This is a genomic window from Streptomyces sp. NBC_00102 (genome assembly GCF_026343115.1).
In the GTDB taxonomy this organism is placed as follows: domain Bacteria; phylum Actinomycetota; class Actinomycetes; order Streptomycetales; family Streptomycetaceae; genus Streptomyces.
In genome coordinates this window covers 3,888,215-3,912,195 of the sequence record NZ_JAPEMC010000001.1, presented here as the reverse complement: position 1 = coordinate 3,912,195, position 23,981 = coordinate 3,888,215, and the positions used below count along the sequence as shown (strand labels likewise).

The 23,981-nt window shown below is 73.7% G+C and carries 21 protein-coding genes; 7 read left to right on the top strand and 14 right to left on the bottom strand.

Annotation, left to right across the window (positions count from 1 at the left end; all coding sequences use genetic code 11):
• Positions 1-9: 9 nt before the first annotated feature.
• From OHA55_RS17420 to OHA55_RS17410, 3 genes are all read right to left on the bottom strand, one after another.
• Entirely contained in the window at positions 10-543 is a 534-nt protein-coding gene (locus OHA55_RS17420) for a DinB family protein (RefSeq protein ID WP_266707335.1), read from the bottom strand.
• 113 nt (positions 544-656) lie between these two features.
• Positions 657-2,114, bottom strand: coding sequence for an aldehyde dehydrogenase family protein (locus tag OHA55_RS17415; RefSeq protein ID WP_266707334.1), 1,458 nt, complete (start codon positions 2,112-2,114; stop codon positions 657-659).
• Positions 2,115-2,172: 58 nt separating this feature from the next.
• A complete protein-coding gene (locus OHA55_RS17410; RefSeq protein ID WP_266707332.1) occupies positions 2,173-3,036 on the bottom strand; it encodes a helix-turn-helix transcriptional regulator in 864 nt (287 codons plus the stop codon).
• Positions 3,037-3,376: 340 nt separating this feature from the next.
• Between OHA55_RS17410 and OHA55_RS17405 the strand changes: the two genes are divergently transcribed.
• A complete protein-coding gene (locus OHA55_RS17405) occupies positions 3,377-3,913 on the top strand; it encodes an ATP-binding protein (RefSeq protein WP_266707330.1) in 537 nt (178 codons plus the stop codon).
• Between the two features lie 247 nt (positions 3,914-4,160).
• On the opposite strand, the gene OHA55_RS17400 is transcribed toward OHA55_RS17405, so the two are convergent.
• The 3 genes from OHA55_RS17400 to OHA55_RS17390 all read right to left on the bottom strand — a co-directional run bounded on the left by OHA55_RS17400 (position 4,161) and on the right by OHA55_RS17390 (position 7,751).
• Positions 4,161-4,403, bottom strand: a complete 243-nt coding sequence (locus OHA55_RS17400) for a DUF397 domain-containing protein (protein WP_266707328.1) — start codon at positions 4,401-4,403, stop codon at positions 4,161-4,163.
• A gap of 319 nt (positions 4,404-4,722) precedes the next feature.
• Entirely contained in the window at positions 4,723-6,954 is a 2,232-nt protein-coding gene (locus tag OHA55_RS17395; protein ID WP_266707326.1) for an FUSC family protein, read from the bottom strand.
• A 152-nt stretch (positions 6,955-7,106) separates the two neighbouring features.
• Complete coding sequence (locus OHA55_RS17390; RefSeq protein ID WP_266707324.1) at positions 7,107-7,751, bottom strand: MBL fold metallo-hydrolase; 645 nt, start codon at positions 7,749-7,751, stop codon at positions 7,107-7,109.
• 95 nt (positions 7,752-7,846) lie between these two features.
• On the opposite strand from OHA55_RS17390, the gene OHA55_RS17385 reads away from it, so the two are divergent.
• Entirely contained in the window at positions 7,847-8,272 is a 426-nt protein-coding gene (locus OHA55_RS17385) for a MarR family winged helix-turn-helix transcriptional regulator (protein ID WP_266707322.1), read from the top strand.
• 59 nt (positions 8,273-8,331) lie between these two features.
• On the opposite strand, the gene OHA55_RS17380 is transcribed toward OHA55_RS17385, so the two are convergent.
• Positions 8,332-9,525 carry a DUF2786 domain-containing protein gene (locus OHA55_RS17380; protein ID WP_266707320.1) on the bottom strand — a complete coding sequence of 398 codons (1,194 nt, stop codon included), beginning with the start codon at positions 9,523-9,525 and terminating at the stop codon, positions 8,332-8,334.
• A gap of 39 nt (positions 9,526-9,564) precedes the next feature.
• Positions 9,565-10,488 (bottom strand): NADP-dependent oxidoreductase, encoded by a 924-nt coding sequence (locus OHA55_RS17375; protein ID WP_266707318.1) that lies wholly within the window; start codon positions 10,486-10,488, stop codon positions 9,565-9,567.
• Between the two features lie 149 nt (positions 10,489-10,637).
• Here OHA55_RS17375 and OHA55_RS17370 point away from each other — a divergent pair, with 149 nt between their 5' ends.
• Positions 10,638-12,353: a bifunctional 3'-5' exonuclease/DNA polymerase gene (locus tag OHA55_RS17370; RefSeq protein WP_266707316.1), complete on the top strand. Its 1,716-nt coding sequence runs from the start codon at positions 10,638-10,640 to the stop codon at positions 12,351-12,353.
• A gap of 91 nt (positions 12,354-12,444) precedes the next feature.
• Here OHA55_RS17370 and OHA55_RS17365 read toward each other — a convergent pair whose 3' ends face one another.
• Both OHA55_RS17365 and OHA55_RS17360 read right to left on the bottom strand, forming a co-directional pair.
• Positions 12,445-13,761, bottom strand: coding sequence for a hypothetical protein (locus OHA55_RS17365; protein ID WP_266707314.1), 1,317 nt, complete (start codon positions 13,759-13,761; stop codon positions 12,445-12,447).
• A 237-nt stretch (positions 13,762-13,998) separates the two neighbouring features.
• The gene (locus OHA55_RS17360) at positions 13,999-14,508 is read right to left on the bottom strand and encodes a SigE family RNA polymerase sigma factor (RefSeq protein WP_266707312.1); all 510 of its coding nucleotides are present in this window, start codon (positions 14,506-14,508) and stop codon (positions 13,999-14,001) included.
• Positions 14,509-14,695: 187 nt separating this feature from the next.
• Here OHA55_RS17360 and OHA55_RS17355 point away from each other — a divergent pair, with 187 nt between their 5' ends.
• Positions 14,696-15,376, top strand: coding sequence for a phosphotransferase (locus tag OHA55_RS17355; protein ID WP_266707310.1), 681 nt, complete (start codon positions 14,696-14,698; stop codon positions 15,374-15,376).
• Between the two features lie 66 nt (positions 15,377-15,442).
• On the opposite strand, the gene OHA55_RS17350 is transcribed toward OHA55_RS17355, so the two are convergent.
• Both OHA55_RS17350 and OHA55_RS17345 read right to left on the bottom strand, forming a co-directional pair.
• Entirely contained in the window at positions 15,443-17,989 is a 2,547-nt protein-coding gene (locus OHA55_RS17350; protein ID WP_266707308.1) for an ABC transporter permease, read from the bottom strand.
• A complete protein-coding gene (locus OHA55_RS17345) occupies positions 17,983-18,771 on the bottom strand; it encodes an ABC transporter ATP-binding protein (RefSeq protein ID WP_266707306.1) in 789 nt (262 codons plus the stop codon). Before OHA55_RS17345 ends, OHA55_RS17350 begins: the two co-directional genes overlap by 7 nt.
• A gap of 127 nt (positions 18,772-18,898) precedes the next feature.
• On the opposite strand from OHA55_RS17345, the gene OHA55_RS17340 reads away from it, so the two are divergent.
• Both OHA55_RS17340 and OHA55_RS17335 read left to right on the top strand, forming a co-directional pair.
• Positions 18,899-20,185 (top strand): sensor histidine kinase, encoded by a 1,287-nt coding sequence (locus tag OHA55_RS17340; protein WP_266707304.1) that lies wholly within the window; start codon positions 18,899-18,901, stop codon positions 20,183-20,185.
• A 26-nt stretch (positions 20,186-20,211) separates the two neighbouring features.
• On the top strand, positions 20,212-20,853 hold the full coding sequence (locus tag OHA55_RS17335; RefSeq protein ID WP_266710740.1) for a response regulator transcription factor: 642 nt from the start codon (positions 20,212-20,214) through the stop codon (positions 20,851-20,853).
• Here OHA55_RS17335 and OHA55_RS17330 read toward each other — a convergent pair.
• On the bottom strand, positions 20,838-22,325 hold the full coding sequence (locus tag OHA55_RS17330; RefSeq protein WP_266707302.1) for an MFS transporter: 1,488 nt from the start codon (positions 22,323-22,325) through the stop codon (positions 20,838-20,840). The genes OHA55_RS17335 and OHA55_RS17330 overlap by 16 nt on opposite strands.
• A gap of 281 nt (positions 22,326-22,606) precedes the next feature.
• Between OHA55_RS17330 and OHA55_RS17325 the strand changes: the two genes are divergently transcribed.
• A complete protein-coding gene (locus OHA55_RS17325; protein WP_266707300.1) occupies positions 22,607-23,602 on the top strand; it encodes an Lrp/AsnC family transcriptional regulator in 996 nt (331 codons plus the stop codon).
• A 79-nt stretch (positions 23,603-23,681) separates the two neighbouring features.
• On the opposite strand, the gene OHA55_RS17320 is transcribed toward OHA55_RS17325, so the two are convergent.
• On the bottom strand, positions 23,682-23,939 hold the full coding sequence (locus tag OHA55_RS17320; protein ID WP_266707298.1) for a hypothetical protein: 258 nt from the start codon (positions 23,937-23,939) through the stop codon (positions 23,682-23,684).
• Positions 23,940-23,981 lie beyond the last annotated feature (42 nt).

The window sequence follows — 23,981 nt, the reverse complement described above, 5'->3', positions numbered from 1 at the left end:
AAGCCTGCTCTACTTGCGGCTCTCGGCGATCAGCTCGAAGGCGGTCTTGCCGTCCAGGGACTCGCGGATGATGTCGGCGTGACCCGCGTGCCGGGCGATCTCCTCGACCAGGTGGACCAGCAGCCACCGCATGGAGACCTCCTCGTCCTTCGGGAACCACGGGGCCTCGGGCAGCGGGAAGGAGTCGTCGAGGTCCGGCACCGACCGGATGAACTTCTCGGTCTCGGCGGCGACCCCGTCCCAGAACGCGAGCACTTCGGCCACGGTCTCCTCGCCGACGAGGCGGAAGCTGTCGCCCCAGGTCTCCTGGGTGCGCGCCTTCTCGTTGGGCCGCCGCTGCGCCATCCGCAGCCAGTTCAGCTCCGTCTCGGCGACGTGCTTGGCCAGACCGGAGAGGGAGAGCTCGCTGGCGCTCGGCCGGCTCGCCGCCTGCTCCTCGGTCAGGCCGAGCAGGGTGCGGCGGATCGCGCCGCGCTGGGCCTCGACGAAGCCGAGGAGGGTGCCGCGCTCGTCGCCGTGCGTCTCGGACACGTGGGTGACCATTCTGACCGTCCCGGAGTCTTGGGCCGGCGCCCCCGTGGCCCCGACCGACACTCACACGCTACGAGCCCTTGCGGACAGCTTCTGTCCTCAACGCCCGGGACACGCGGTCGCGTTCAGAAAGGAAAGACCGTGCGGCCGTACTGGACGGAGATCCAGTGCGTCGTCGTGTAGGCGTCCGCCACCGCGTCGCCGTTCCGCCGGCCGAGTCCGGACATCTTCTCGCCCCCGAAGGCGGCCGGCGGCTCGTCCTGCACGGTGGGCCCGTTGACGTGGAACATGCCGCTGCGCACCCGCCGCGCGAACCGCACGCCGCGCTCCACGTCGGCGGTGTGCACGGCCCCGCTCAGCCCGTACGGGGTGTCGTCGGCGATCCGTACGGCCTCGTCCTCCCCGTCGAAGGGGATCAGCACGGCCACCGGCCCGAAGACCTCCTGCGTCAGCAGGGGCGAGCCCTCGGGCACCCCGGTCAGCACGGTCGGCTCCACCACGTTGCCCCGGGTGCGGCCCCGCAGCAGTGCGGTGGCCCCGGCTTCGAGCGCCTCGGCGACCAGCCCGGACAGCGCGTCCGCCTGGAAGGCGTTGATGACGGGACCGATGCGGGTGGCAGGATCGTGGGGGTCCCCGGCGGTGACCCGGGCCACCTCGGCGACGAACCGCTCGGTGAACTCCCGCTCCACCCGGCGGTCGACCAGGATGCGGTTGGCCGCCATGCCGACCTGACCCTGGAAGAAGAACCGGCTGAAGACGGCGGCGTCCACGGCCGCCTCGATGTCCGCGTCCTCCAGCACCACCAGCGCGCTGTTGCCGCTGAGTTCGAGCTGGCACCGCTTGAAGTGGCGGGCGGCGACGGCGGCTATCTGCCTGCCGACCCGGTCCGATCCGGTGAACGAGATCACCGCGGGCACCGGGTGCTCGATGAACGCGTTGCCTATCTCGGCGCTGTCCGTGACCACCACGTTGAGCAGGCCCGGCGGCAGCCCGGCCTCCTCGAAGATCCTCGCCACCAGCCCACCGCCGACGACCGGGGCGTTCTGGTGCGGCTTCATGACGACCGCGTTGCCGAGCGCCAGGGCCGGGGCGACGGACTTCATCGCCACGACGAAGGGGAAGTTGAAGGCGTTGATGACGGAGACGACCCCGACGGGGCGTCGGTAGACCCGGTTCTCCTTGCCGTCCACCGCCGCGGGCAGCAGCCCGCCGACCGGCCGGACGGCCTGGCGTATCGCCTCGCGCAGGAGCTCGCGGCCGAGGTCGATCTCGTACCGCGCCCGGGGCAGCGTCCCGCCCAGCTCGTCGACGACGGCCTCGGCGATCTCGTCGGCGCGGGCGTCGACCACGGCCAACGCCCGTACGAGAACGGCCTGTCGCTCGTGCGGACGGGTGGCTGCCCACGCCGTCTGCGCGCGCTCGGCGGCGCGGTACGCCCGGTCCACCTCGGCGACGGTCGCGACCGTGATGGCGCAGAGCTTCTCGCCGTTGTAGGGATTGACGTCGATGATGTCCCACGAACCGCTGCCGGTCAGCCATTCGCCATCGATGTACTGATGGGCCAGTTCATGGAAGAAGGACATGCAATCCCTTACTGCAGGCGTTCGCACACTCCTGATCGAACGTCATCGTACGCGTGGATCAGGCCCGTTGAAGCAGACTGTGGAGGAGATCCCGGGTCTCGTCCTCCCCGGGGCTGTCGGCACGCAGCCGGACCATGGCCTTTTCGTACTGCTGGACGTCCTCGGCCTTGTCGAGATAGAGCGCGCTGGTGAGCTGCTCCAGAAAGATGATGTCGGACAGGTCCGATTCGGGGAAACGCAGCATGGTGAACGCGCCGCTTTCTCCCGCGTGTCCGCCGAAACTGAAAGGCATCACCTGGAGGGAGATGTTGGGGTGTTCCGACATTTCCAGCAGATGCCGCAATTGCGAGCGCATCACGTCGCGTGAGCCGTAGGGCCGGTGCAGGGCGGCCTCGTCGAGCACCGCGTGGAAGTGCGGCGCGCGTTCCGAGACGAGCACCTTCTGGCGCTCCAGACGCAGTGCGACCCGGCGGTCGATCTCCGCCTCGGGAGCCCCGCGCATGCCGCGCGAGACGACCGCATGGGCATACGCCTCGGTCTGCAACAGCCCGTGCACGAACTGCACTTCGTAGATACGGATGAGGGATGCCGCCCCCTCCAGACCGATGTACGTCTGGAACCAGCCGGGCAGCACGTCGCCGTAACTGTGCCACCAGCCCGCCACGTTGGCCTCACGGGCCAGGCCGAGCAGCGATTCGCGCTCCGCCTCGTCCGCGACTCCGTAGAGCGTGAGCAGATCCTCGATGTCCCTGGCCTTGAAGCTCACCCGTCCCAACTCCATGCGGCTGATCTTCGATTCGGAGGCCCGGATGGAGTAGCCGGCCGCCTCACGCGTGATTCCGCGAGACTCGCGCAGCCTTCTGAGCTGAGAGCCCAGCAGGATGCGTCGCACCACGGATCCACTCGACTCGCCTGCCGACACTGGACAACCCTCCCCATAGCTTCCCGGGCAACGAGGCCCCCCGAACCCCGAGAACCGGATTCTGCCACCAAAACGCTCCGGGCCGTACTCATTCGATTACAGAGAGGGGAAGACTTGCCCCAGTGACGGAAAACTGCCGCACGGAAGAAATGCTCCGGAACCACCACGGTACCGGGCAGGTCCGGCGCGTGCACGTGCATCTGCCCTTGCATCTGCTCCACGCATTCGGAACCATGGGCCTTGCGCACCTGCGTGATCGTTCGTGTTGTGCCGCTGTGTCCCCGCAGTACCGCTCACAGGCAGTGCCGCTCGCAGCCGCGAAATCCCGGGAGCACCTCGCATGAGGACTGATGGATCGACGACGCTCGAACCGTTACGGCGCGGCCTGCCCCCCGCGGATCCCGCGTCGATCACCGCATCGGCGTCCATCACCCTCCCGGCGAGATACGAAGCGGTCGGCTCGGCACGGCACTTCACCCGCTCCACGCTCTGTCAGTGGCAACTGGACAGCCGCTTCGACGATGTGGCCCTGGTCGTCTCCGAGCTGGTGACCAACGCCCTGCGGCACGCACTGCCCTCCGATGTCGCCCGCGACCCCAACGTCCCGCCGGTGAGGCTCCAGTTGGCGCGCTGTGCCTCCCGCCTGGTGTGCGCGGTGCGCGACCCCAGCCGGGAGGGTCCGACGGCCGGCGAGGCGGAGGACTCCGCCGAGTCGGGGCGGGGCCTGTTCCTGGTGGAGTCCTTCAGTGACAGCTGGGGATGGCATCCGACACCGACCACCGGGATCCCGGGACCTCCGGTGCCCCCGCACGGGAAGGTGGTCTGGGCGATGTTCCTGCTGACGGCCGCCGACGAGGCGGCGGACGACTCCCTCTGAATCCCGCCGACTCCCGCTGAGCGGAGGCGGTTCCCGGCCCCGGGCAGCTTCGGGGCACGGAAGAAAACTCCCGCGAGGACGGGCACGTACGGGACCTGACACGGAGCCGGGGCCGGAGCGCGGGGGAGAGTGGCGCTCCGGCCCTCACCATGTCCGGGCCGCAACCGCGACGCGCCTTCCGCGCGTTCAGCGCCTCCCGCACCCTGCGCGTCTTCCGCGCTTCCCGCGCCCTGCGCGCCTTCCGCGTTCAGGCGCCGGTCGCCAGGTGGTCGAACTCCCCGTCCTTGACGCCCAGCAGGAGCGCCTCGATCTCCGCCGGCGTGTAGACGAGCGCGGGACCGTCGGGGTGGCGCGAGTTGCGCATGGCCACATTCCCCCCGGGAAGTTTCGCGAACTCCACGCAAGATCCTTGGGAGTTGCTGTGCCTGCTCTTCTGCCAGACGACTCCGTGAAGCCCTGTGGCCGCCATGCCGTTGTACACGTCGTGCACAGAAAGCTCCCCGAGTTGCAAGGTGCAAGTGTCAACCATCCGTCAACCAACCTGGATCATAGCGGTAATTCACATGCCAATGCATGGGCAAATGCACGTGCACGCGGGGTGGTCCTTTGATTACAGCGAATACGGCAGAGGTGAAGGCGTAGCGAAATGGCATGTGCCCGGCGAGTAGATCCTCCCGGTGCCTCCGGCCCGCGCTCTCACCGGCCATCCCGCATCCCCGCAGCCCCGCGGCCCAGCCACCCGACCCGGCCCCCCACAGCCCCGACCCCGCGGGCCGGAACAACCGGGCCGTCTCCAACCCACATGCTTTTCAACGGGATTCCGGTTCCGCCCGCTCCCCTTCCCGGGCATCTTCGGACTCTCCGGTGCCTCCGGCCTCTTCGGCGTCTTCGGCCTCTTCGGTCTCTTCCCCCGGTCGGGCTCTCCGGCTGCTGGGAACGGCACCCCGGTCGTCGAGCGCGAACGACAATTCCACCAGGGCGTCGAGCAGAAGCGCGGCTCCCCGGCGCACCACGGGGTCGGGTACGGGTTCTCCGGGTTCGGGTTCCTCGTCGAAGGGCGCGTCGAGGAAGTCCCACTGCGCCACCGACTCGGCGACCGGGCCCCATTCCGGGACCCGCCGTTCGCGTACCGCCTTCGCGCCCTTCTCGGTGGAGCCGCGCAGGGCTTCCGCGAGTTCCGCCGCGCCGCGTACCGGGGTCGCCGCACGGTCCGGCAGGTGGGCCTCCAGCAGCATGGCGGCCCGGCCGAGCTGGGACAGCGCGTGCTGGGCGTCGGTGGCGGCCGTCCGGGAGATGCCCCGGTGCCGCACCGGTTCGTACTGGGCCTTCTTCAGGGTCTCCGTCCACTCGACCCGGGCCTCGCGGGAGGCGATGAGCGCGGTCCGTACGTCCTCGTTGCTGCGGGCCGCCGGATCGGCGTACTGGTCGATGACCGTGGCGGCGTACCGCCCGACCGCGATCAGCCACCCGGCGAGCCGGTTGCGCAGCCGCGGGGTTTCCCAGGCCGGGTAGACGGCGTACGAGACCATGGCCAGCACCCCGCCGACGAGGGTCAGCACGATGCGTTCGGGGACCGTCTGGGACCAGTCGCTGCCGGCCATGCCGAGCAGGAAGACGACGTACGCCGAGATGCAGACCTGGCCGACCGCGTAGCCGGTGCGCATCAGCAGGTACATCGCCCAGGCGCAGGAGACGGCGAGCGCGGCGGAGAGCTCCGGGCCGGGGTCGGCGAGCTGCACGACCGCGGTGGCGAACGACACCCCCACGATGGTGCCGCCGAAGCGGGCCACCGAGCGGGAGTAGGTCTGCGAGAAGTCCGGCCGCATCACCATGACCGCGGCCATCGGCGCCCAGTAGCCGTGACCGAAGGGCAGCGCCTCACCGATGAAGTAGCCGACGGTGGCGACCGCGGTGACCCGGATCGCGTGCCGCAGGATCGCCGAGCCGCGGTGGAACTCGCCCCGCATCCGGCCGATCACGACCGGGAGGAGCGTGATCAGGCCGGGGCGGCGGCGGTGCGGGGTCTCCGGGTCCGCTTCGGAGCCGTGCCGGGTTCCGGCGCCCTCGGCGATCTCCACGACGTCGTGCAGGAGGGCGATCAGCCGGTCGGCCGCCCGTCGGGGCGGGCCGCTGGTGAGCCCGCCGGTCTCGGGCGTTTCCAGCGCCGCGAGCGCCGGTGCGCCGAGCCGGACCGGATCGCCGTGCCGGATCGCGCGGGCCGCCGCGTCGAGCACCGAGCCGGCCGCCTTGAGCAGCTCGCGGGCCCGGTCACGCTGCGGGCCCTCCTCGGGCACGCCCATGGCGGGGTCGGCCAGCGAGGCCAGCACCGGGCGGATGCGTTCGGCGATGCTCCGGGCGCCGTGCAGTTCGGCCGGGCGGTGGCGGGCCTCCCGGGCGGAGATCGCCGCCGCGTCGCGGGCCGTCATCAGCGCCTCCGAGTCGAAGGGCGCGATCGGGTCGTAGCGCAGCCGCCGGGCGTAGTCGGCCTCGGCGGCCAGCGCGTCGGCGAGCGCGTCGCGCTGGGCCCCCCACCGGCGTACCGGGAAGAGCACGATCAGGGCGGCCTGCACCAGGCCGCCGATGATGATCACTCCGGCGTGCGCCGCGGCGTCCAGGACGGAGGTGGGCAGGGTGATGGTGACGAGCATGATCGCCACGTTGGAGGAGGCGATGATGCCGCCGGTGGGGCCCGCCGCCCAGCAGAGTCCCGCGATGAACGTCCAGAGGACCAGGACGCCGAGGAACACCACGTAGTACGGGCCGGCGACGTAGCCGACGAACGTCGAGATGCTCAGGCTGACGCCGGAGATCAGGGCGAGCACCGGGCGGGGGCGCCAGCTGCGCTGGAAGGTGGCGATGGCCGCCTGGAACGCGCCGAACGCCGAGCTGGCCGCGATGACCGGCCCGAAGAGCACCAGCGCGGTCTCGACCACCAGCGCCAGTCCGATGGCGCCCCGCAACGCGACGAGCGGCTCCAGCCGGGGCCGCTCGATGGTGAACCCCGAGCGGGCGGTCTCCTTCAGCGCCCGGAGCCAGCTCATGGGGCGAGCGTAGTCGCGATACGGGGCAAGCCGGACCTTTGGTTCACCCGTCCGGGACGGCTTCCGGCCGCCCCCGGAGACGCACCGGGCGGGAGTGCCCGGCGGGGGTCCGCGGGCGGTCGGGCCGGGCGCCCCGCGGGGATCACGCCCGGTCACACCTCGACGGTGGTTCCCGGCTCCAGCCGCTCGACCGGGACGCCGGTCAGGCCCTGCTCACCGAGGAAGCGGGCGGTGGAGACCTGGCCGAGTTCGCTGAGCATGAGTTCGTGGATCTGGATGACGCGCTCGGGCCGGACGGCCCGCACGTGGTCGGCGGCCTCCCCGAGCTTGGTCCACGGGCCGCTGGTCGGCAGCAGGAGGGTACGCACCGGGACGCCGGGCCGGGAGTAGGCGTCCCCCGGGTGGTAGACGGCGCCACCGTCGACGAGGTAGCCGACGTTGTCGGGGCACGGGAGATCGGCGTGGATCACCGCGTGCGACCGGCCGTGAACGGTGAAGGCGAAGGAGCCGACGGTGAAGGAGTCGCCCGCCGCCACGGCGCGGACGCGGCCGCCGTGGCCGCCGAGGGCCGCCGCCACGGCGGCGGTGCCGTAGACCCGCAGGCCGGGCCGGGCCTCCAGGGCAGCGGCGACGAGTTCCTCGTCGAAGTGGTCGAAGTGGTCGTGGGTGATCAGCACCGCGTCGGCCCGGCCGACCGCGTCCGCCGCTTCCGGGGTGAAGGTTCCGGGGTCGACGACGACGCGCGTGCCGTCCTTCTCCAGCGCGACGCAGGCGTGGGCGTACTTGGTGAGCCGCACGGTGGTGTCCTTCCGGCCGAGACTGAATACCTACAACTAAACTGTACACCTAAGATGTACACCCTAGCTGGAGAGTTGAAGGATAGACTGCCACCATGGACGACGCTCGACTGGCCGAGGAACTCCGCCTGACCATCGGACAGCTGGTCCGCACGGTGCGCACCGCCGACACGATGCCCCCCGGCGAGGCCGCCGTCCTCGGCCATCTGGACCGCGACGGCGCGATGACCGCCGCCGACATCGCGGAGCGGCGGGGCGTCACGCACCAGTCGGCCACCAAGGCCGTCAAGGAACTGCTCGGCCAAGGGCTCGTACGGACCGAGGCTCACCCCCTCGACCGGCGCAAAATCCTGCTGCACCTCACGCCGGCCGGCAGCAGCCGCCTCGCGGAGGAGCGCGGCAGGCGTGCGGAGTGGCTGGGCGCCGCGATCGACGACGCGCTCGGTCCCGAGGAGCGCGAGGTGCTCGTGGCGGCGCTGCCCCTGCTGGCGCGGCTGACCGAGCGCCTGCGGACCTCGTAGGACCGGCCGCCCACGGACCGGGGGTCGGCCACGTCCGCGTACGGACCGGACGCCGCCCCCTACGAGGTGATGCCCCGGCCCTCGCGGCCGCCCACCCGGGCCCGGTCGGCGGCCTCGGTGCCGTGGGTCCAGCCGTCCAGGTCGGTGGCGCCGCGCACCCGGGTGGTCGTGGTCCGGGGGAACATCCGCTCCGCCGCACCGGAGACCGCCACGTCGCGGGCGGCGAGCACGGGGAGCAGCGCGTCGTCGCCGGGCCCGTCCGTACCGCCGTCGGCGCCCCCCGCTTCGGCGCCGGCCTCGGCGGTGACCCGGGCGGTGTCGGCGGCGAGCCGGCTGCCCAGGCGCTGGGCGTACGCCATCAGGAAGGACTGCCGGAACGTCTTGGTCCGCTTTCGGCCCCCGGCCCGCTGTCCCGCCTCGGCCCGGGCCATCGCGGAGGTGCCCTGCACCAGCAGCGAGGTGAAGAGGAGTTCCACCGCCTCCAGGTCCGGCTCGAAGCCGACGACGGTGGTGAAGCCGAGGTCGCTGTTCCACACGGCCCGGCAGCGGTTCGCCGAGGCGACCGCGTCGAGCAGGATCGCCTTGGCCGTCTCGTACGGGGCGTCGACGCCGATCCGGCAGGCGCCGGGCTGGTCCCCGCTGTGGGTACGGGCCGCGAGCAGCGCCTCGTCGATGCTGTGCCGGGCCATCAGCTCCTGCGCCTTGGTGGTGAGGGCCTCGGCCTCCTCCGGGAAGTCCGTCCCCTCCGCCTTCGCCAGCAGGGCGCGGATACGGGTGAGCATCCGGGGTTCGTCGTGCGCGGGCGGCGGCAGGTGCGAACCCCCGGCCGGGGTCCCGCCGGGCGGCGGCCCGACCGCCTCCACTGCGGGGAGCCGCAGCAGCAGCCGGTACAGCTCCAGCAGCGCGGAGGCGTACGAGAAGCGGTCGGGCCGGTTGCGCGGCACGGGCGGCGGCAGCTCGGCGAGCTGGCCGGACCAGCGCGGCGGGAGCGCCGCGTAGCCGGCGGTCTCGGCGGCGATCAGGGTCGCGGCGAGGGCCGCCCGCTCCTCGTCCAGCTCCCGGCGCACGAACCGTACGACGTCGGCGGGCTGCCAGCCCCGGGCCCAGGCGCGGCGGAGGAACTCCTCGCCGCGCCGGTGGGCCTCGTCGTCCGCGTCCGGGGCGGCGGCGAGCAGCGACGCACCGGTGTCCAGACCGGCGTCGCCCTCCGCGTAGAGGGCCGCCGCACACGCCTGGTCGATCACCGATTCCATGGGTTCAGGGTAGAGGCGGACGCCCCCCGGCCTGCCTGGTCACCCGTCCTGCGGGAGCAGCACCAGCTTTCCGCGGACGTGCCCGGCCTCGCTGACCCGGTGTGCCTCGGCGGCCTGGGCCAGCGGATACGTGTGGTCGACCGGGATGCGCAGCTCGCCCAGGACGGCCCGCCGGGCGTTGGCCGCGAGGCGCCCGGCGGAGGGACCGCCGCCCCCGGCCGAGAAGGCCACCCCGAGCGCGGGGGCGTCCGCGTCGGCGATGGTGATCACCCGGTCCGTCGTACCGCCGCGCAGCTCGATGGAGTCCGGCAGCGCGCCCCGGCCCGCCGCGTCGAAGACCGCGTCCACACCCTGGGGAGCCAGCGCGCGGACCCGTTCGACGAGCCCGGGGCCGTACTCCACCGGGGTCGCGCCCAGCACCCGGAGGTAGTCGTGGTTGGCGGGGGACGCGGTGCCGATGACGGTCGCGCCCCGGGCCGTCGCGAGCTGCACGGCGGCCGAGCCGACCGCACCGGCCGCACCGTGCAGCAGCAGCGTCTCGCCGGTGTCCAGCGCCAGCTCGTCGAGCACCCGGGAAGCGGTCTCGGTGGCCACCGGCAGCGCGGCGGCCGTCTCCCAGTCCAGGTCGGCCGGCTTGCGGGTGATCTTCTCCGGCACGGCCAGCACCTCGGTGGCGTACGAACCGGTCTCGCTGTAGCCGAGCACCTCGTCGCCGGGGGCGAAGTCGGTGACACCCTCGCCGATCTCCTCCACCACGCCCGCGAACTCGCTGCCGGGCGTCGCCGGGAACGCGGTGGGGGCCGCCTCCCGCATCCAGCCCTTGCGGATCTTGTAGTCGAGCGGGTTGACCCCGGCGGCCCGGACCCGCACCCGTACCCGTCCCGGCCCCACTCGCGGGGCGTCCACCTCCTGGAGCCGCAGCACCTCGGGGCCGCCGTACTCCTCGAACACGATCGCCTTCATCTCTGCTCCTGACTCCCCGCGCCCGCCGCGGTCCGCTCGCCGTCGCCCCCGAGCCGATCCTCCCGGCCGGCCTCCGGGGCTGCCTCCCGGGAGGCGCCGCCCGGGGCCGTTCCCCGGTGATGTCAGTGGCCGGTGCCAGACTCGGGACCATGACGGAACGGTGGGCCCTGGCCCCGGCGGAGGGCGGCGGCGCGCTGCTCGTCCCGCTGGAACGGGACGGGCGACCGGCCGGTCCGGTGCTCCGGGAACCCGACCTCGCCGAGGCGGTCCGGGCGCGCCCCGACGTGGTGCGCTGGGTGTGGCGGTCCACCGCCGAGGTCTACCCGCGGCTGCTCGCCGCCGGGGTCCGCGTCGAGCGGTGCTACGACATCGAGTGCGCCGAACTGCTCCTCCTCGGCCACGCGGGGCGGCTCGGCGAACCCCGTTCCGCCGCGGCGGCCCTGGCCCGGCTGCGCAACGCCCCCGTACCCGCCGATCCGCCGCCCCGGGGTGCCGAGCCGGGGGCACAGTCCCCGCTCTTCGAGCAGTCCTCCGGCACCGAGGTGCCGTTCGAGGGGCTCCTCGACGTCTACGCCGACCAGCTGCGCCGCCACGCCGAGGCCGAGCACCCGGACCGGATGCTGCTGCTCACCGGCACGGAGTCGGCCGGGATGCTGGTCGCCGCCGAGATGAACCGGGCCGGGATGCCCTGGCGTGCCGACGTGCACCGGGCGCTGCTGAACGAGCTGCTCGGCGAGCGGTACGCGGGCGGCGGCGAGCCCCGCAGGCTCGCCGAACTGGCGGACCAGGTCTCGGCGGCGTTCGGGCGGCGGGTGCGGCCCGATCTGCCGGCCGACGTGATCAAGGCGTTCGCCGGGGCCGGGATCAGGGTGACCTCGACCCGGCGCTGGCAACTGGAGGAGATCGACCACCCGGCGGTGGAGCCCCTCCTCGCGTACAAGAAGCTCTACCGCATCTGGACCGCGCACGGCTGGGGCTGGCTCCAGGACTGGGTGCGCGAGGGCCGCTTCCGCCCCGAGTACACCCCCGGCGGCTCCGTCAGCGGGCGCTGGACGACGAACGGCGGCGGGGCGCTCCAGATCCCGAAGGTGATCCGGCGGGCCGTCGTCGCGGACGAGGGCTGGCGGCTCGTCGTCGCCGACGCCGACCAGATGGAGCCCCGGGTCCTCGCCGCGATCTCCCGCGACCCCGGGCTGATGGAGGTCGCGGGAGACGAGGGCGACCTCTACGCCGCACTCTCCGACCGCGCCTTCCGGGGCGACCGGGACCAGGCGAAGGTGGCCCTGCTCGGCGCGGTCTACGGCCAGACCTCCGGCGACGGCCTGAAGAACCTCGCCGCGCTGCGCCGCCGCTTCCCGCTGGCCGTGGGGTACGTCGACGACGCGGCGAAGGCGGGCGAGGAGGGCCGTCTCGTACGGACCTGGCTCGGGCGGACCAGCCCGCCCGCCGCCGGGGCCGGGGACGACGGCGAGGCGGGGCTGCCGCAGGAGGGCGGCGCGGGCGAGGAGGACGGCTCCGGGGACGGCCGCCGGGGGTACGGCTTCACCCCCGGGTACGCCTCCTCCGACGCGCGGGCCCGCGGCCGCTTCACCCGCAACTTCGTGGTGCAGGGCAGCGCCGCCGACTGGGCGCTGCTGCTCCTCGCCGCGCTGCGCCGCACGCTCGCCGAGGAGGAGCTCCGGGCGGAGCTGGTCTTCTTCCAGCACGACGAGGTGATCGTGCACTGCCCGGCCGAGGAGGCCGAGCGCGTGGTGAGGGCGATCCGCGAGGCCGGTGAGCTGGCCGGGCGGATCGCCTTCGGCGAGACGCCGGTGCGGTTCCCGTTCACCACGGCGGTGGTGGAGCGGTACTCGGACGCGAAGTGAGTGCGCCGGGACCACCCGCAGCCTGCGGCGGCCCGGTGCCCGCCCGGTGGTGCGGAGTCGGGCGGTGCGCCGGGGCACCGGCGGCCTTCGGCTACTTCACCTGGAGCTTGAGCCACTTCGGAGAGGTGACCAGTGCCTTCAGTTCATCGATGGAGAGCGCGGGTTCGGACCGGGTGGCCGCCCCGTCCTGCCGGGGGCCGTTGAAGGCCATGACGACCACCCGCATGCCGTCGGGGCGCATCGAGTCGGCCGTCCACTGGACGATTCCGTCCCCGCCCTTCTCGCCGGGCGCCTGGGTGACCGCGAGGAGGGTGCCGTCGGGGAGCGTCTCGGCGCCGCCGTACAGGTCGCCCGCCACGTCCCGCATGTCGCGCTGGACGTTGATCCCGAGGAGGGACTGCCCCTGCCCGTCGTCCACGACCACCTCGGCGTACTCGCCGCCGTCCTGCTGTTCCTGGCGGACCACCGTGACGTCCTTCGGGAGCAGCTTCAGCAGCGTGGGCATCAGCGTGGAGTAGTCGAGTTCGGGGGCGGGGCTCGCGGTGGGCGAGGCCTCGTGACGCTTCTCCTGCGCGGCGACGACCACCTTCATGCGCTGGACCAGCGGCGCCCACTTCGCGGACTGCCCGAGCGCGGCGAGCTGACCCTGGTCGAGCGGCGGCGTGGAGCGGACGCCCACGGCACCCGCGTCGAGCACCCCGCTGTAGGCGCGGACGTCGACGGTCACCCCGCCCACCGCCAGGCCGCGGAAGCGGTAGCCGACGAGCTCCTCCTGCGGAGCGGCCGCGTCCACGGGGGTCGGGCACTCGGCGGCGGACGCCTTCCCGCCGGAGCCGGCGGTGAGGGCGGGCCCGCCGACCGTGTCGTGGGTCAGCGCCACGCCCTCCGGCATGTCCCTCAGGGCGCCCGGCTCGTCCGCGCAGGCGCCCTCCGTGCCCCGGGCCCGTACGTACTGCGGCGTCGGGTAGAGCGAGGCGGTGACGGTGACGGGTCCGTCGCCGTCGTCGTAGAGGACCGAGGCCGACGCCGCCGCGCCGTCCTCCAGCTCCCCGGTACCGATACCGGAGCCCTCGGAGACCTTCCCGCCGGGCAGCAGCGCGGCGAGCGTCTCGACCATCTCCGAGCCGGAGACCCCGCTCTCCCCGCCGGCGCCCGGGGACACGGAGTGCGTACCCGACGCCAGATCGGTGGTGGGGCCGGCCCCCCCGACCAGCCCGGTCGCCAGACCGCCGCCGAGGGCGACGAGAGCCAGCGCGAGCGCGCCTCCGGTGGCGGTGGCGATCCTGCGCCGCCGCACCCCGCGCCGGCCGATCGCGACGGCGCCGTCGAGCAGCGCGGTCCGGTCGGAGAGCTCGAAGGAATCGCCGGTGCGGCGGAGTTCACCGCTCAGATCATCTTCAAAGGGCATGGCAGAGTGACCACTTCTCGTCGTGTGGAGGTGCGAGGCGCAGGGGCGGGGCGGGCGCTGAGGGAGCGGGTACGGAGGGCCGGTGCGGAGGGAGCGGGTACGGAGGGCCGGTGCGGATGAGCGCGGGGCCCGGGTGCGGTTCGGGTGCGGTTCGGGTGCGGCGTTCGGTGCGTGGTTCGGGTGCGCGGTTCGGTGCACGGTTCGGTGCGGCGTTCGGTGCGCAATCCGGTGCGCGGTTCAGTGCGTGGCGAACTCGGCGAGGCTGCCGCCGAGCAGGGTGCGCAGCCGGGCCAGCGCCCGTACGCACCGGGTCCGTACGGCCGCCGGGCTGGTCCGGAGGGCTTCGGCGGTCTGCTCGATGCTGCAGTCCTCCCAGTACCTCAGCACCACCACCGCCCGGTCCTTCGGGGCGAGTTTGTCGAGGGCGTCGATCAGCGTCATGCGCAGGGCCGGGTCCGTGCCGGCGGCGGAGACCCTGTCCGGCACTTCCGCGAGGGGGCGTTCGCCGGCGGAACGGCGTCTGCGGTGCGTGAGGAAGGCGCGGACGAGCACGGTCTGCGCGTACGCGGCCGGATTGTCGATCCGGTGGACACGGCCCCACAGCATGTACATCCGGCCGAGCGTCTCCTGGACGAGATCCTCGGCCAGGTGCACGTCTCCGCCGGTCAACAGCGCAGCCGATCGGTACAGTTGGCCCGCGCAGCTCGCCGCGAACTCCCTGAAGTCCTCGACTCGCGACTTCCTCATGCGCTCCCCCGTCTCCCACGGCCGGTCCGGCCGTGCGCCCCGCACTCCTTCGACGCGGCGGGCCGGGGAGAATGTTTCACGCGAACGCCAAGAAATTTCCCGCCGGTTGTCCGCCCGCGGGCGGGCGGGGCGAATCCGGTTCCCCCACCGCTCCCCAACCCCCCTGTACACGGGTAGGTTCGGCGCCATGGACACTGGCCATCTACTGGGGTCGGGACGCAGCGCCGACGTGTACGCACTCGACGATTCCTGGGTCCTCCGCCGCTACCGCGCTGCCGCCGACACCACGCCCGAGCTGGCGGTGATGTCCTACCTCGCCGCGTTCGGCTTCCCGGTGCCGCGGATCGGGCCGCCCGCCGAAGGGGCGGGCCCCGGTGATCTCGTGCTGCAGCGGCTGACCGGTCCCACCATGGCCGAGGCGCTCACGGCGGGGTCCCTGGACGCCCGGCAGGGCGGGGAGATGATCGCCGGGCTGCTGCGCGAACTGCACGCGCTGCCGCCGCGGGTCTCCCCCGATCCGGAGGTCCGCATCCTCCATCTCGACCTGCACCCCGAGAACGTGATGCTGACCGGGCACGGGCCGGTGGTGATCGACTGGAGCAACACCACCGAGGGCCCTCCCGGCATGGACCGTGCCATGTCGGCCCTGATCCTGGCGCAGCTCTCCCGCACGCCCGGCTTCCCGGCGGCGGAGGGGGTGGGCATCCTGTTCAACGCCCTGATGATCGCCATGGCGGGCGACGGCGGGATAACCGACGAGGAACTCGCCGGAGCCGCCGCCCACCGGGCCGCGGACCCCTGCCTCCCGGCCGCCGAACACGCGGTACTGGACGAGGCGAAGGCCCTGGTGGCCGCGTACGGCAGGTGACTCCGGCCGGGGACGCACGTCCCCGGCCGGAGTCCGCAGGCTCTCCCGCCCCGTCCTCTGCGCCTCCTACTCCCGCGCGCCGACCGCCTCCACGGGGCGGGCCCGGAGCGCCCGCGCCGCCGGGAGTACGGCGGCCACCACGGCGATCACCGCGGCGCCGGCGAGCACCGCGCCGATGGCCGCCCAGGGCACCGCGACGCCCGTGTGCACGCCGAGCAGGGCCAGTGCCCCCCGTACGGCACCCAGGTCGACCGCGGAGACGGCGAGGCCGAGCAGGGCGCCGACGCCGACCACCACCAGCGCCTCGACGGCGACGATCCGCAGCACCTGGCCGGTGGTCGCGCCCGCCAGCCGCAGTAAGGCGAAGTCGCGGGTCCGGTCCGAGGTGGCCATCACCAGGGTGTTGACCAGGGCGATCCCGGTACAGAGCAGAGCGATGCCGAGCACCATCAGCAGTCCGATCCGGGTGGCCTCCCGGGTGCGGGGGTGGTGTGCGGTGGCCCACTGGCGGGCGGTCGTCACTTCGGTCCCGGTGGCCCGGCCCGCCGCGCGGAGCGCGGCGGTGACCGCCGTACGGTCGGCGCCGGGCGCCACCGTGATGTCGAGGCGGTCCACCGGGGCGCCCGCGGCGTTGCGGGCGCCGAGCAGGACTCCGCGGTCACCGGTGCCGGTGCGCAGTACGGCCGCGATGCGCAGGGACGCCTTCCGGCCGTCGCCCAGCCGGACGGAGACCCGCTCGCCGACCTTCTTGGTCAGCCACTCCTCGGTGACCACGATGCTGTCGTCGTCGAGGTCCGCGAGGGAGCCCGCGGCGACCGGCAGGGCCGACACCTTCGCGAAGGCCTCCGGGTCCACCGCCGCCGCTTCCCAGGAGACGAGCGCGACGCCCTCCTCGATGACGGTGACCCCGGTGGAGCGGGAGGCACTGACCACCGCGCCCGGCACGCCTCCGGCGCGGTCCACGAACTCCTGCGGCAGGGGGCGGTGTCCGGTCTCCGCGGTGACCACGAAATCGGCGGAGGTACGGGTCAGCGCCTCGGACTCCTCGGCCGCGGCAAGGGTCCCGGTGGTCCCGAGGAGGACGGTGGCCAGGGCTACCGTGATGAGGACGGGCGCGGCGATCGCGGATGTCCTGCGGACGGCCGCCGAGGCGTTCGCCCGGGCCAGCAGACCGGAGGCTCCGGGCAGTCGGGCGGGCAGCAGGGTGAGCAGCCGGACGGCCGGCGGCACCAGGACGGGCGCGAGGAGGGCGCATCCGGCGATGAGCACCATCGGCTGTGTCAGGTAGGTCTTGCGCTTGAGGAGTTCGCCGGGGTCGGAGACCAGCGCCATCACCAGCAGGCCGATTCCGCCGCCCACGACCAGAGTTGCCAGGACCCGGCGGAGCAGCGGCATGGCTCCGCCGTCGACGGCCGCCTCACGCAGCGCCTGGGTGGGTCCGGTGCGCCCCGCCCGGTGGGCGGAGACGGCCGCTCCGGCCACCGCCACGGCCAGCCCGCTCCAGAACGCGACGTGCAGCGGCCAGGTCCGGTCGCCGATCACGAACCAGGCGGGGGCGATGCCCCGGTCCGCCATCCAGGCGACGAGGCGTGGCGCTCCCGCCCTGCCCCACCAGCATCCTGCGGACGAGGCCAGTACCCCGACGAGTACCGCCTCGGCGTACACGGTCCGGCGGATCTGCCCAGGAGTGGCACCCGCCGTGCGCAGGAGCCCGAACTCCCTTCTTCGCTGGGCCACCGCGAAGGAGAAGGTGGACGCCACCACGGCGGCCGAGACGAAGGCGGTGATGCCCGCCGCGGTGCCGAGCAGCGCGTTGACGGAGGCGAGTGCCTCCTTGTCGCGGTCGGGGTCCGGGTCCGCGCGGCGTCGTTCGGCGCCGGTGAGGACCGATACCCGGGTCTCCTGGGCCTTCCCCCCGGCAGCGTGCGCCTCGGCCGCCCGCACCTCCGCGGTGACGGCCGCCGGGTCCGCGTGCACGACCAGGGCGTCGACCGGCGGGGAGATCCGTGCGGCCTCGGCGTCGGTGAAGAACAGCGCCGTCTCGAATCCGGTCGCGGCGACGGTACCGACCACCGTGACGCTCCGGCCACCGCCGCCCGGGCCCGTGGCGCCCGGGAACAGCAGCCGCATCCGGTCCCCCGGGCGCACCGAGGAGTCCGGGCCGGTCGCGGCGACGGTCTCGCCGGGCGCCGAGGGGGCGCGCCCCGAGGTCAGCCGGTACGGGGTCGCGGCGGCGATCGACCAGGGGTGGCCGACGACTTCGGCGCCCTCGTACGGGCCGCCCGCGGCCGGGAAGTCCACGGGGAAGGTGCGGTCCTCGACGGTCGGCCCGAGGGCGGAGAGCCGGGCTACCAGCGCGGCCGGTACGGGCCGGGGCCGGGCGAGCGGCCGCGTCCGTACGCCGATGGGGGTGGCGACCCGGAGCGTGTCGGCGCCCTCGACCACCACCGGCGCGGCGGCGAACCGCTCGGGCGCGCTCTCCGGCGCGTCGAGCGTGGCGGCGAGGGCGAGGCCGGTGGCCGCCACGAGTCCCACGCCGAGGGCGAGGGCGACGAAGGAGCCGGCGAAGGTGATCCAGCGGGCCCGCAGCCCGGCGAGTACGCGCGTCAGCACGACGCCACCGCCGTACCGCGGGCCGACTCGTCACGCGACTTCGGCGCGGCAGCGGCCCCCGCGAACCGGTTCATCCGGGCGGCGATCCGCCCGGCGTCGGGGGCGTCGAGCTCGTCGCGCACCCTGCCGTCCGCCAGCAGGACCACCCGGTCCGCGCCGGCTCCGGCGACGGGGTCGTGCGTGACCATGACCACCGTCTGCCCGCCGTCCACCAGGGAGCGCAGCAGGGCGAGGACCTCCCGGCCCGTCGTGGAGTCGAGGGCTCCGGTGGGCTCGTCGCCGAAGAGGACGTCGGGGCGGGTGATCAGGGCGCGGGCCAGCGCCACGCGCTGCTGCTGGCCGCCGGAGAGTTCACCGGGCCGGTGGCCCGCGCGGCCCCCGAGCCCGACCCGCTCCAGTGCGTCGAGCACGTCGGCGCGGCGGGGCCGCACACCGGCCAGCCGCAGCGGGAGGGCCACGTTCTGCGCGGCGGTGAGCGCGGGCAGGAGGTTGAAGGACTGGAAGACGAACCCGATCCGGCGCCGCCGCAACAGGGTGAGGCGGCGCTCGCCGAGGCCGGTCAGCTCGGTGCCGCCGAGGAACACCTGCCCGGAGGTCGGCCGGTCGAGCCCGGCCGCGCAGTGCAGCAGGGTGGACTTGCCGGAGCCGGAGGGGCCCATGATCGCGGTGAAGGTCCCCGGTGCCACGGTCAGGTCGACCCGGTCGAGGGCGGTGACGAGGCTGCTGCCGCGCCCGTGGGATCGCGTGACGGAACGGAGCCGGACGGCCGGTTGTCTACTCATGCCTTCAGTCAACTCGGCCGTTTCTCACGGCACATCGGAGCAGAATGCCGTCCTCGTGGTGGAGCTGTCTCCACCATGGACCCCGCGGGCCCGGCGTGATCCGGACGAAAGGCCCTACCGTTCGTCCATGCAGCCCTCCCTCCTCTCCCACGCGTTGCGGCAGCGCCGTTACCTGCTCGGCGCGTGGCCCTGGCGCGCGTCGCTCTACCTGCTCAGCGGCGTGCCGATCGGTGCCGCCGTACTGGTGGCGCTGACGCTGCTGGCGGTCGCGGGCAGTGCGCTCACCGTGGTGCTGGTGGGGCTGCCGCTGCTGCTCGTCCTGGCCCTCGCCGGGATTCCGACGGCCGCCCTGGAGCGGTACCGGCTGCGGCTGGTCCATCCCGGCCCGCTGCCCGCCGCGCACCGCGCGCCCGTCGAGCCGGGGCTCGCCTGCTGGCTCCGTACGCGGCTCCAGGAGCGTTCCACGTGGCGGGAGCTGGCGTACGCCTGCCTGCTCGCGCTGGTCCTGTGGCCGGTGGAGGCGGTGGTGCTCGCTTGTGTGTTCCTGATCCCGGCGGGGCTGATCGCGGTGCTCCCCCAGATGGTCGCGGGCGGCACGGGCGAGGCGCGGCTGCTGAAGCTGTGGATCGTGGAGTCGTACCCCGCCGCCACGGCGATGCTGACGGCCGGGCTGCTCCTGCTGCCTCCGCTCGGCTACCCGCTGGGGGCGCTCGCGGCGGGGCGGGCCGCCCTGACGCGCCGGCTCCTCCACCCACCGAGCAGTGAACTCGCCGAGCGGGTGGACGAGTTGGACCGCTCACGGATGCGACTGGTGCACGCCTTCGAGGCGGAGCGCCGCAGGATCGAGCGCGATCTCCACGACGGCGCCCAACAGCGCCTGGTCGCCCTCTCGATGACCCTGGGCCTGGCCGGGCTGGAGCGGCCCGCCGAACCGGTCGCCGGGCTGCTCGCGAGGGCGCGCACCCAGGCCGACGAGGCGCTGGTGGAGATCCGGGAACTGATCCGGGGCATCCATCCGCAGGTTCTGACCGACCGGGGGCTCGGCGCGGCGGTGGAGGACGTGGCCGACCGCTCTGCCGTGCCGGTCGACGTGGAGCTGGACCTACCGGACCGGCTCCCGGAGGCCGTCGAGACCGCCGCCTACTTCGCGGTCTGCGAGGCCCTCACCAACGCGGCGAAACATGGGGCCGCGTCCAGGGTGACCGTGAACGGAGGCTTTCGGGAAGGGGAGTTGACGGTCGAGGTGCGGGACGACGGTACGGGCGGCGCGGACATCGGAGCGGGTACGGGCCTCCAGGGGGTGGCCGACCGTCTCTCGGTCGTCGACGGCCTGCTGCTACTCTCCAGTCCGCCCGGCGGGCCCACGGTGGTCAGTCTGCGCGTGCCGTGTCCGCCCGTACGACCCAGGAGCTGATCCGTTTGCGCACCGAGGGCGGGAACCTGCGCGTGGTGCTGGCCGAGGACGGCGTCCTGCTGCGCGAGGGGCTGGTCGGGGTGCTCACCCGGTTCGGGCACGAGGTGGTGGCCGCCGTCGGGACAGCCTCGGAACTGGCCGCCGCCGTGGCGACGCACCGCCCGGACATCGTGGTGACCGATGTCCGGATGCCGCCCGGCTTCACCGACGAGGGACTGCGTGCGGCAGTCGAACTGCGCTCCCGGCAGCCGGACTTGCCGGTCCTGGTCCTCAGCCAGTACGTCCAGCGCTCGTACGCGGAGGATCTGCTCGACTCGGCCGACGGCACGGCCGTCGGCTATCTGCTCAAGGAACGGATCGGCCACGTCGAGGAGTTCGCGGCGGCGGTGGCCCGGGTGGCCGCCGGGGACACCGTGGTCGACCCCGAGGTGGTCCGCCAGCTCATCCGGCACCGCCGCGATCCGCTCGCCCGGCTCACCCCGCGCGAACTGGAGGTCCTCGCGCTGATGGCGGAGGGCCGGTCCAACGCGTCGATCGCCGAGGCCCTCACCGTCAACGAGGGCACGGTGAGCAAGCACTTCGGCTCGATCCTGACCAAACTCGGCCTCGCCCTCTCCGAGGAGACGAACCGCCGCGTACTGGCCGTGCTGGCCTACTTGCGCGGCTGACCGGTCGCGGGGGCGGCCGCGCCCCGGCCGGAGGTCATGGCGGTGGCCGCGAGCGCCGTCGCCGCGAGGATCGCCCCGGCGGTGAGCAGGGCGGCCCGTGCCGCCGCGCCCGGGGTGTCCGTACCCGTGAGCGCGTCGGCCGGACCGCCGCCCGCGCCCGTACCGGCGAGGTAGACACCGCCGACGACCGCGACGCCGAGGGTGCCGCCGAGCTGCTGGACGGCGTTGAGGAGCCCGGCGGCCGAGCCGGTCTCCTGCGGGCCCGCACCGCTGAGCGCCACGGTGAAGAACGGCGTGGTGAACAGCCCCGTACCGACGCCCGCGACCAGCAGCGCGGCCGGCAGGCCCACCGGGTACGCGCCCGGATCACCCGCCCCGTACGCGAGGTACGCGGCAAGGAGTCCGGCCGCGAGGACCGCTGTTCCGGCGTGCAGGACGCGGGCGGAGCCGTACCGGGGGACGAGCCGGTCGCCCGCCGCCCAGGAGCCCGCGGCCAGCCCCGTCGACCACGGCAGCAACGTCAGCCCGGCGGCGAGGGGGCCGCGGCCGAGGCCCAGTTCGAGGTGGAGCACGACCACGGTCATGACGGCGTTCATCACCGCGAAGAAGAGGGTCGAGGTGGCGAGTGCCGCGGGGAACGCGCGGCCCCGCAGCAGGGCCGGCTCGACCAGCGGGGCCCGGCCCCGGCGAACGGTCCGGCGCTGCTGCGCGACGAACCCTCCGAGGACGGCGGCACCCACCCCCGCCGTCGCCCAGGCCACCGGTCCCGGGCTGCCCGTGCCGCCGGTCAGCGGGCAGACCACCAGGGCGATGCCCACCGCCGCGAGCACGGTCCCGGCCGGGTCCAGGCGTGGGCGGACCGGGGCGCGGTCCTCGCGCAGACGCGGCGCGATCACCAGCACGGCGGCGGCGAGCGGAAGGTTGACGAGGAAGACCGCGCGCCAGGACGAGCCGAGCAGGTCGGCATGGGTCAGTACGCCGCCGAGCACCGGCCCGAGCACGGCGGACAGGCCCATGACGGGACCGATCGCCCCGAGCGCCCTGGGGAGTTCCCCGCCGCTGAACATCGCCCGGATCAGCCCGAAGGTCTGCGGGACGATCAGCGCGGCGGCGACCCCCTGGAGCGCCCGCAGCCCGATCAGCGCCGCCGGGCCCGGGGCGCACGCGCAGGCGGCCGAGGTGACGGCGAAGGCCACCACGCCGATGCGGAAGACCCGGCGCCGCCCGGCCCGGTCCCCCAGCCGGGCGCCGGTCGGCAGCGCCGTCGCGAAGGCGAGGGTGTACGCGGCGCTGAACCACGGAATGGTGGCCTCCGCGCCACCCAGACTTGCGTGCACGACGGGCCCCGCGACCTGGACGATCGTCGCGTCCAGCAGGTTCATGGCCTCGGCGACCAGCACCGCGACCAGGGCGTACCAGCGGTACGGATGAGGGGTGTCCGGGCCGGCGGCGGAGAGTGGGATACGGGACATGGCTCCCCCTGACGAACGGATGACGGCGGTGACAGGTGGCCGGTGGCCGATGACCGGTGGCCGATGACCGGTGGCCGATGACCGGTGGCCGGTCGCCGATGACCGGTCGCCGATGACCGGTGGTCAGCGGCCCGCGCCCTGTGACAGGTGACCCGTGGCCCGTGGCCCGTGACCGGCACCGCCATGGTTGACCGCCACGGTCCCGCAGTGCCCTTGTCGAATTCCAATCCCGAAGCCGAGATCCGCGATTACTTCCATACGACTCCGCTACTTTGGTGGATATGCTCGTACTGGATGACCTGGACCGCAGCCTGGTCCACGCTCTGCACGTGAACGGACGGGCGCCCTTCACGCTCGTCGCGGAGGTCCTCGGCTGCTCCACCCAGACCGTGGTCCGCCGCTACCGCCGGCTGCACGCCCAGGCCGGTCTGCGCGTGGTCGCGCTCCCCGCCCCGCGCAGCTCGGGCACCCACCAGTGGTTCGTGCGGCTGACCGCCGCGACCCGCAGCGCCCACGACATCGCCCTCGCGCTCGCGCGCCGCCCCGACACCTCGTGGGTACGGCTCGCCTCCGGCGGAACCGAGATCGTGGCCGTCATCCACACCACCCCCGCGGGCCCGGACGCCCACGCGCTGCTGCTGCGCGACATCCCGCGCACCGCCGGGATCACGGCGGTCTCCGCGCACTACCTGCTGCACGTCTACCTCGGCGGCCCGACCGCGTGGCGGGGCAGGGTCGACGCGCTCGACGCCGGCCAACAGGCCCGGCTGCGCGCCGAATCCGTCTCGGACGCCGGTACCGACCCAGGAGCCGGGACGTCCGCGTATCTGCTGACCGAGGCCGACCGGCTGCTCCTGGAGGCGCTGGGCGCGGACGCACGGGCGAGCTACGCCGACCTCGCCGCGGCGACCGGGTCGACCGCCTCGACGGTGACCCGCAGACTCGCCGAACTGCGGGCGCGCGGGGCGCTCTTCTTCGACGTGGACGTGGACCCGGCCCTGCTCGGCGCGACCGTCTCGGCGCTGCTCTGGATGCAGGTGGCGCCCGCACATCTGGACGAGGTCGCCCGCGCGCTCGCCGAGCACGAGGAGCTGGCGATGGTGGTGGCGACCACCGGCCCCACCAACCTGGTCGCGCAGGTGCTCTGCCGGGACACCGAGGAACTCCACCGCTATCTGACCCGCAAGGTGGCGTGGAGCACGATCGCCCGCATCGAGACGGCCCCGGTGCTGCGCACCTACAAGGCGGCGGCGACCCTCCGCAGCGGCTGGGGGTGAGCGGTGCACGGACTCCCGCACGCGCCGGAAGCCCGTACCCCTGTGGGGATACGGGCTTCCGGCATCGGGGCGGCCCGGTTCAGCCGCCGGTGATCACCTTGTCCTCCGCGAGGCTCTCCGTCCGCGAAGTGACGGTGCCGCGCAGGGACTTCGCGGTCTTCTCGACCCCGGAGGCGTCCGCGCCCGACTTCTTCGCGGCACCGACGACGGTGTCGAGCGCGGTGCTGCCGTACCCGGAGCCGTAGAACTGCTCGTACAGCTTCTTGTACGAGGCGTGGTAGACGTCGTCGAAGGCGTCGGCCGCGAGGAACCGCTCCTTCAGAGCGTTCCCGCCCATGAATGAACCGAGTACACGGAATGAACACACGGTGAACACCAG